Origin of the sequence: Bacteroides sp. 1_1_30, assembly GCF_020982715.1 — a bacterium.
Lineage (GTDB): Bacteria > Bacteroidota > Bacteroidia > Bacteroidales > Bacteroidaceae > Bacteroides > Bacteroides xylanisolvens.
The window spans coordinates 42,007-51,078 of record NZ_JAJKHN010000048.1 but is presented as its reverse complement, the minus strand read 5'-3'; the positions used below and the strand labels follow the sequence as shown (position 1 = coordinate 51,078).

Below are 9,072 nucleotides of genomic sequence, written 5' to 3'. Positions count from 1 at the left end.
AAAGTGAGTAAAAAGGGATAATTATTAACTTGGAAATAAAGAGATAAAGAATTTACCACCAAATTTGACGAAGAACCATATAATATCTTTGAGATAAGTCATTAATATACCTCCAAACGTGGCGTCGATGCACGCATTTTGATTTCCGCATCCAACACGATTGAATGATTGGGAGATGCCGGATCTTTGATTTTCTCTAAAATAAGTTCGGCAGCTTTTTTCCCCATCTGGTACAAAGGCGGTTCTACTGTAGTCAATTTGGGATAGACTATGTTGGAAAGTTCAGTTCCTGAAAAACTGGCTACGGCGATTTCTTCGGGTATTTTTTTTCCAAGTTCTCTCAATCTGTTCATGGCTCCAATAGCCAATGTTTCTGTAAAAGCGAAAATAGCATTGAAAGGAATATTTCTTTCCACTAATATATCCGCTGCTTTTTTCCCTTCTTCAAAAGTCATACCGGTTTTTATCAGCATATTATTCTTATCAAAAGGAATCCCGAATTTAGCCAAAGCGTCTTTGTATCCTCTGACACGTTCTATGGAGTTGTAAATATCGTCCGGTCCCTGTATATGAACAATCTGTTTGCGTCCGCTTCGGATCAGACTTTCTACGAGAAAGAATGACTTCATATAATCGTCCACTATAACTTGCGGAACTTCAAGTCCATAGGGAATACGATCATAGAACACCATAGGCATTCCCGCTTGCTGTAAACGAGCATATTCCTCCTTATTCCTTTTATAACTGCAAAGACAGATGATGATGCCATCCACCATGAATCCTTCCATCAGTTGCAGGTTCTCTTTTTCTTTTTCCGGATCTCCTCCCGACTCTGCAATAATCACCTTTATATTTTTGGTGTGAAGCACTTCTTGTATTCCGTTTATTACTCGTGAAGCAAACGGAGTAACCATTTCAGGAACGATCACCCCCACGGTATTGGTATGTCCGTATTTAAGGTTGATTGCTACAGGGTTTGGTCTATATCCCAATCTTTTAGCTGCTTCTATCACCTTTTCTTTCGTTTCTTTACGGATATTCTTGTCATCCCCCAATGCACGAGATACAGTGGAGACGGATATTGATAAATGTCGAGCGATGTCTTTTATGGTTATATACTTCATGCTGAATGATTGTTTAAATCAAAGCAAAGATATTGATTTCAAACAATAAATCCTAATATTGGAGTAAAATACGAATCCCATTTGCCTTTGTGTAATGCTTTTGTAACGTTTGCAGATTTTGGGAACGTTCCCGCAATCGTTTGCAGGCAAAAGAGTTAGGAAAAAACTTTTTTTCAAGCTCTTGTTCTTTATCTTTGCTACATCAACATGATGTCGAACTAAAGAAAAAGAACTATGAAAACACACCTCTTTTCTTATAAGTGCGGTCGAAAGCACATCAAAGTTTACCATCTATTTGAATTGGTAATAATTAAAGGATAAAAAACGGTCATGGACAAGAAAGTACGAAGTATAGAAATTTCGAAACGGGTTCCAATTGTGGGCAACTACGATGTAGTTGTCTGCGGTGGCGGACCAGCTGGTTTCATTGCGGCCATTGCGGCTGCTCGCAGTGGTGCGAAAACTGCTGTTGTGGAACAATATGGGTTTTTAGGTGGAATGGCTACAATGGGGCTTGTTACTCCTTTGAGTGTTTTCACCTATAATAATGAAAAGGTGATAGGCGGTATTCCATGGGAATTTATCGAACGGCTGGAGAAGATGGGAGGCTGTATCATTGAGAAACCTCTTGGCAATGTAGCTTTTGATCCGGAGCTTTACAAACTTTTATGCCAGCAAATGATGCTGGAAGCCGGCGTGGATATGTATATGCACTCTTACTTAAGCGGTTGTCAGACAAAAGCCGGCAAAATATCTTGTATCCTCTTTGAGAATAAGAATGGGACAGAAGCCATCAGTGCCGATATGTATATCGACTGCACTGGGGATGGTGACCTTGCTGCTATGGCGGGTGTTCCGATGCAAACAGATGAATGTAAACCGCTGCAACCTCTTTCCACCTATTTTATATTAGGAGGTGTGGATACAGATTCGCCCATGATAATTGATGCCATGCACCATAATAAACAAGGGCAGAACTGTCATTGCATTGCAGTTCGTGAGAAACTTTTAGCAATGAAAGAGGCACTTGGCATCCCCGAGTTTGGAGGTCCTTGGTTTTGCACCACTCTTCGTCCGGGCGAAGTAACGGTTAATATGACCCGTACTGCAGGAAATGCCATCGATAATAGAAATTTTACCGCAGCGGAATGTCGCTTACGGGAAGACGTATTTAAAATAGCACGAATCTTTAAAGAGAACTTTGAAGAGTTTAAAAACAGTTATGTGACGACCGTCGCCGTACATGCCGGTATTCGTGAGACACGTCGTATCAAAGGTGTACATACCATTACAGCAGAAGAATATGTGAATGCTTATAAGTATCCTGATAGCATATCACGCGGCGCACATCCTATAGATATCCATGTGGCAGCAGGTGCGGAACAGAGCGTAACTTTCCTTAAAAAAGCGGCGTATGTACCTTATCGTGCTCTTATAGCTGAAGATTTCCCGAATCTGCTCGTAGCGGGACGCTGTATTAGTGCTGATAAGACTTCCTTTGCGTCACTTCGCGTTCAGGCAAGTTGTATGGGGGTAGGACAAGCCGCAGGAGTAGCAGCCGCACAATGTATAAAGGCAGGTGTGACCGTACAAAAGGCTGATATTCACAATCTCATAGAGGAATTGAAGAAACTTGGAGCAATTATATAAAGAAGAACCAGAATATGGAACAGTTAGATTATATTATTATTTTACTCTACTTTCTCGGACTGATTGCCGTGAGTGTTGTGATGTCCCGGAAAATTAAAAACTCCGAAGATATGTTTATTGCCGGGCGAAATTCTTCGTGGTGGCTGTCGGGAGTCTCTTCCTACATGACTATCTTCTCGGCAAGTACCTTTGTCGTTTGGGGAGGTGTTGCTTATAAATCGGGACTTGTTGCGGTAGTCGTTGCACTTTGTCTTGGCGTAGCATCGTTTATTGTCGGTAAATGGATCTCGGGCAAATGGCGGGAGCTACGTATCAAATCGCCGGGAGAGTTCCTTACCATCCGGTTCGGACACCGCACGGTGAGTTTTTACACAATTTCAGGAATTATAGCCCGTGCGGTGCATACGGCAGTGTCTCTGTATGCGGTAGCGGTTGTGATGTGTGCATTAATCAAAGTCGATGGTGGCAGTATTTTTGCAAGTACAGGTATGATGGGCGATTCACCGATGGGTTACCTAAGTATTTGGTGGGCGCTTCTTATTCTTGGTGCCATCGCTCTTGGATACACCATTGCCGGAGGATTTCTTGCGGTACTAATGACTGATGTAATTCAGTTCGGAGTACTTCTGGCCGTGGTTGTATTTATGATACCTCTTTCATTTAACGCAGTTGGAGGCGTAAGTGCATTTATTGATAAGGCCAGTGAGATACCGGGATTCTTCTCGGGCACATCTCCGACCTATACATGGGGGTGGCTTTTACTGTGGATATTTCTCAATGTGTCCATGATTGGCGGCGACTGGCCGTTTGTACAACGATACATAAGCGTGCCTACTACAAGAGACGCAAAAAAGAGTACTTATTTAATCGGAATCCTTTATATCGTCACTCCTCTCATCTGGTATCTTCCTACCATGATTTATCGTGTGATGGAACCCGGACTTGCGCTTGATTTGGATGCAACCACAATGACTTTCAACGGCGAACACGCTTATGTGAATATGAGCAAACTCGTGCTTATGAAAGGAATGGTCGGCATGATGTTGGCAGCGATGCTATCGGCCACATTGAGTAATGTTTCGGGCATTTTGAATGTATATGCCAATGTATATACCTATGATATTTGGGGACACAAAGAGAAAAACCGTCAGGCAGATGAGAAAAAGCGTATCAAGGTAGGACGTCTCTTCACATTTGTCTTTGGACTTGTGATTATCGCTTTGTCAATGCTCATCCCGTTTGCCGGAGGTGCCGAAAAGGTGGTAGTAACTCTTCTTACTATGGTGATGTGTCCTTTATACATTCCGTCGATATGGGGGCTGTTCTCGAAGCGGCTGACAGGCAACCAACTTATTTCTGCAATGATTCTTACTTGGCTCGTTGGTATTATGGCTCGCGTCATAATTCCCGCCTCCGTTATTAGTCCAAGCCTTATAGAGTCAGTTGCCGGTTGTGTACTTCCTGTACTTATCCTTGCAATCATGGAAGTTTGGTCGGCACGTAAAAAGTATGAAGACAATGGTTATCAAGCCATTTGTGAATATACTGATCCTGAAGCCGATCGCGAACCGACATTAAAGGAGAAAAAAGCGGTATTAATCTATTCGCATTTGGCTGTTAACTGCTTCTGTATTACCATTGGTGTCGTTGCGCTCTTACTGATTGGTCTGCTTATTGCCGGCGATCCGAAGACCCTTGCGGTCAAAGGAATTGTGATAGGAAGTATCGTACTGATGATTGCCATGATACTTGCTTATGTGATATACAGAATTATATATGCAAGACGTCTGAAAATGTCTAGCTAGTCAATTATTAATAACCCTAAATACTAATCAAATGAATCTAAAGATGTTATTGTTTGCAAGTGTGTCGCTTGTGCTTTTTGCATCTTGTCATAACTCGGATGATCCGTATATGACACTCGCGACAAAGACACTTGATGTAGAAGCAGAAGGTGGGCTTTTCACTGTTGACCTTTCATCTAATGTCTATTACAGAGTCAATAACGATTGCCAGACCGATGGAAGCGATAGCCATTGGGCAGTTGTTGATTCGCATGAGACACAAGGTGAGATTACTAAGTTTACAATCAAAGTCTCTGAAAATTCATCGACTAGTTCACGTGTCGGTGCCATTCGTTTTATTGGCGATGATGTAACTCCTCTAAAGCTGGTTATTACCCAAAAAATGATTGTTCCGAAAGGTATCAGTCCTACCACAGAATCGATTGACGCAACTATAACAGAATCTTCATTCAAAGTCTTTGGCGATAAGGAGTGGAAGGCTGTGTGTACAGATGCGGATGTGACCGTTTCTCCTGCAAATGGGGTAGGCGAATGTGATATTAAACTTACTTTCCCGGAGAACAAGACATTTGCCAAACGGACAATTAAAGTAACGGTAACCATCCAGGATGATACAGACTATACCTATACTCTTGTACAAGATGCTTTCTCGGGCATTTTGGCTGATTGGGACTTGAAGAGTTTAACTGCCAACACAAGTGGAACATTTGCTGATGATGAGGCACAGTCTGTATTCCCGGGAACCAATGGCAAGTATCTTGCTCCGAGTGCCGGAAGTGGTAAGATTGAGTATTGGGCATGTGACCGGACAGGTTATGTAGCGCAGACTGCCGTATGTGAGCGTGCAGTGGGTGGTAATGGTGACCCGTATGTGTCAGGAGCCGTTCCCGGTGACTATTGGTATGTCTATGGGGATATGAAAGGTACGGTTATTCCTGCCGGCACAAAGATTCACTTCTATTTTGTGACCAAATTAGGAACGATGTGTTCCAACTACTGGATGATTGAGTTCAAGGATGGAGAAGAATGGAAACCGGCTCTTCCGACTTTGACTCTTCAGGAAAGTGCGACAGAGACTTTGTCGGGTGCGCCTATCAATTATTCGGCAACTATTACTTACAACTTTGCGGGAATGTTGCTCGATAACAAAAATAATGGCGCATATATCCCTGCCGAAGGAATATTTACCACGACTAAGGATATGGATGAGATTGTGTTACGGTTTGGACAGGCAGGCCGTTTATGTCTTAGTGGTGCCAAATATTCTGGCAAGTATATCGACTGCACACACGCAAGTGGCCAAACACGTTTTTCAGCGCAACATCCGAGTAACCCTGAAACAGGTGAGGCAATCAAAGAGTATAACGAACATGTATTGCTTGAAATCGTAGAATAAATAGTATGAAAAAAAGTATATTAAGCCTGTTATTGGCATGTTTCCTGCAAATCAATCTGGCTTTTGCACAGAATGTAATGAAGGGTGTCGTTAGCGATGCCAATGGTCCTCTTGTCGGAGTGGTGATCCACGATAAAGACAATGCAAAAGGTACTACCTCCGATATGTCGGGAAAGTATGCGCTCAATGGCGCTGAATCAGGCCATACAATAGAATTCCGTTATCTTGGTTATGTGACCGAGACTGTGGTATGGGATGGTAAAAGTGTAGTAAATATAAAACTTAAAGAGGATGCTGTACAACTTGAAGAGACGGTTGTTATCGGCTATGGATCTGTAAAGAAGAAAGATCTTACAGGTGCGGTCGGTGTAATCAACAGTTCGCTTATCGAGAAACAGAGCACGTCTCAACTTTCACAATCTTTGCAAGGACTGATTCCGGGACTGACGGTTACCCGTTCGAGCAGTATGCCGGGAGCGAGTGCTACGGTTCAGGTGCGTGGTGTGACAACAATGTCTGATTCGAGTCCGCTTATCCTTGTCGATGGTATGATGGTCAGTAGCCTCGACAATATAGCAAGCGAAGACGTACAGCAGATTACTGTACTTAAAGATGCAGCTTCTGCATCCATCTATGGTGCCCGTGCTGCTGCCGGTGTTATCTTGATAACGACTAAGGAGGCAACCGAGGGACAACTTTCGATCGGTTATAACGGAGAGATTTCGTTGTCTTCTCCTACCGAATTTCCGAAATTCCTGACCGACCCTTATCACTACATGACAATGTATAACGAATGGTCGTGGAACGATGCCGGTAATCCTGCGGGAGGCGAGTTTGCCAACTATTCACAGGACTACATCGACAACTATGCTACCAACAACAGGTATGATCCCATTCAATATCCTATCTATGATTGGAAAGACGCTATTCTTTCGAATACTGCTATGCGCCATAAGCACAACTTGACCATGACGTATGGCAACAAGGTAATCAAGAGCCACACTTCCGCTACCTACGAAAATGCCGACGCTATCTATAAAGGTTCAAACCACGAAAGAATCTCTATCCGTTCGCGTAATAATCTCAAGATTAGTGATAAGCTCTCCGGTTCTATCGATTTCTCGGTACGTTATGCCACGAAAAATGACCCGACTTCCGGTAGTCCGATTCGTGCAGCTTATATGTATCCTTCCATTTATTTGGGACTTTATCCGGATGGCCGTGTTGGTCCTGGTAAAGACGGCAGTCTTAGCAATACGCTTGCCGCCTTATTGGAAGGCGGAGAGAAGAAGACCGTATCCAACACAATGACCGGTAAATTCTCTTTGAGCTATAAGCCCATAAAAGATTTGACCCTTACTGCCAATCTGACTCCTACCGTCGGAACTGTTTCGATCAAGGAGATGAAGAAAGCCATACCTGTTTACGATGCATACGAAACCGATGTTATGCTGGGATATGTTTCAGGATATACTTCCAATTCGCTAAGTGAAGAACGCCGTAACATCAAATCATTGGAGAAACAATTCATCGCTACATACGACAAGACCTTCAGCAAGGTACATAACTTCAATGCCATGGTCGGTTATGAAGATTATAGTTATACGTATGAAACGATGTCGGGATCGACCAACGATATGTCTTTGTCTTCTTTCCCTTATCTTGATTTGGCGAACAAGAATGCTCTTGCCGTAGCCGGCAATTCTTATCAGAATGCATACCGTTCATTTTTTGGCCGTGTCATGTATAATTACGACAGCCGTTACTACCTCCAGCTCAATGCTCGTGAAGACGGATCTTCACGTTTTCACAAGGATCACCGTTGGGGATTCTTCCCGTCCGCATCGGTGGGTTGGGTCATCTCTAATGAGAAATTCATGCAAAACATAACCCCGATAAACTATCTGAAGTTCCGTGCCTCTATCGGTACTCTCGGTAACGAGCGGATTGGAAATTATCCTTATCAGACATACATTTCGTTCAATAATGCCATTATGTATGACAGTGCAGGTTCTACGCCCCAATCATCGATGTCTGCCGCGCAACAGGATTATGCGTATGAGAATATCCATTGGGAGAAAACACAGAGCTGGGATATAGGTGTGGATGCCGCTTTCTTTAACAATCGTCTAGACTTTAGCGCAGACTATTATTATAAGAAGACAACAGATATGCTCTTGTCGGTGGCAATCCCGTCGTTTACAGGTTATTCGGCACCTGACAGGAACGTAGGTAAAATGCATACCCGCGGTTGGGAAGTGAAACTCGGCTGGTCTGACCGTATCGGAGATGTAAGTTATGCGGTAAGTTTTAATATCTCTGATTACAAGTCTATAATAGATAATCTTAATGGCAAGCAGCAGTTTAACAGCGATGGTACCATTATTACCGAAGGCGCAGAATATAACTCCTGGTACGGATATAAGACTGCAGGTTTATTCCAGACCGCAGAGGAAGTCAGTGAAAGCGCTTTGCTTTCGGCTTCTACCAAACCGGGTGATGTGAAATATGTAGATGTCAGCGGTCCGGACGGCACTCCTGACGGAATTATCAATGAGACATACGACCGCGTAGTGCTTGGCAGCTCATTGCCCCACTATCTATATGGAGGTTCTATTAGTTTGGGCTGGAAAGGTCTCTCTTTCTCCTTACTCTTCAATGGTGTCGGGAAACAACTTTCACGCCTCACCGAAAGTATGATTCGTCCCATGCAGGGACAATGGCTTCCGGCTCCGTCAGTCCTTCTGAACGACAATGGCAGCCGTAATTATTGGAGTGTGTACAACACTGCAGAGCAGAACGCGGCAGCCAGCTATCCCCGTTTGAGCCATCAGGGCGGTGAATACAACAACTATAAAATGTCGGATTACTGGCTCAAGAGTAGTGCCTATATGCGTATAAAGAATATCAACGTTGGCTATACAGTTCCTAAAAAAATCATCTCTAAAGTCGGAATCAAGGGACTTCGGGTGTACGTCAATATCGATGATCCATACTGCTTTGATAGTTATCTTTCGGGATGGGACCCTGAAGCAGGCGCTTCTACCTATATCACACGCACTTATACATTTGGAGTGGATATCAAATTCTAATGGAG

5 protein-coding genes are annotated in these 9,072 nt (G+C 43.4%); 4 read left to right on the top strand and 1 reads right to left on the bottom strand.

Going from position 1 to position 9,072, the window contains the following annotated elements; translation table 11 throughout:
* Positions 1 to 101: 101 nt before the first annotated feature.
* The gene (locus LPH68_RS15220) at positions 102 to 1,124 is read right to left on the bottom strand and encodes a LacI family DNA-binding transcriptional regulator (protein WP_004313409.1); all 1,023 of its coding nucleotides are present in this window, start codon (positions 1,122 to 1,124) and stop codon (positions 102 to 104) included.
* Between the two features lie 330 nt (positions 1,125 to 1,454).
* Here LPH68_RS15220 and LPH68_RS15215 point away from each other — a divergent pair, with 330 nt between their 5' ends.
* Genes LPH68_RS15215 through LPH68_RS15200 form a run of 4 tightly spaced genes read left to right on the top strand, consistent with a single transcriptional unit; the run spans position 1,455 to position 9,067 of the window.
* Positions 1,455 to 2,774: an FAD-dependent oxidoreductase gene (locus LPH68_RS15215; RefSeq protein WP_151923155.1), complete on the top strand. Its 1,320-nt coding sequence runs from the start codon at positions 1,455 to 1,457 to the stop codon at positions 2,772 to 2,774.
* Between the two features lie 14 nt (positions 2,775 to 2,788).
* Positions 2,789 to 4,579: a sodium:solute symporter family protein gene (locus tag LPH68_RS15210; protein WP_120079006.1), complete on the top strand. Its 1,791-nt coding sequence runs from the start codon at positions 2,789 to 2,791 to the stop codon at positions 4,577 to 4,579.
* A gap of 31 nt (positions 4,580 to 4,610) precedes the next feature.
* Positions 4,611 to 5,975: a BACON domain-containing protein gene (locus tag LPH68_RS15205; protein WP_151923156.1), complete on the top strand. Its 1,365-nt coding sequence runs from the start codon at positions 4,611 to 4,613 to the stop codon at positions 5,973 to 5,975.
* 5 nt (positions 5,976 to 5,980) lie between these two features.
* The gene (locus LPH68_RS15200) at positions 5,981 to 9,067 is read left to right on the top strand and encodes a TonB-dependent receptor (RefSeq protein WP_151923157.1); all 3,087 of its coding nucleotides are present in this window, start codon (positions 5,981 to 5,983) and stop codon (positions 9,065 to 9,067) included.
* The last annotated feature ends 5 nt before the right edge of the window (positions 9,068 to 9,072 follow it).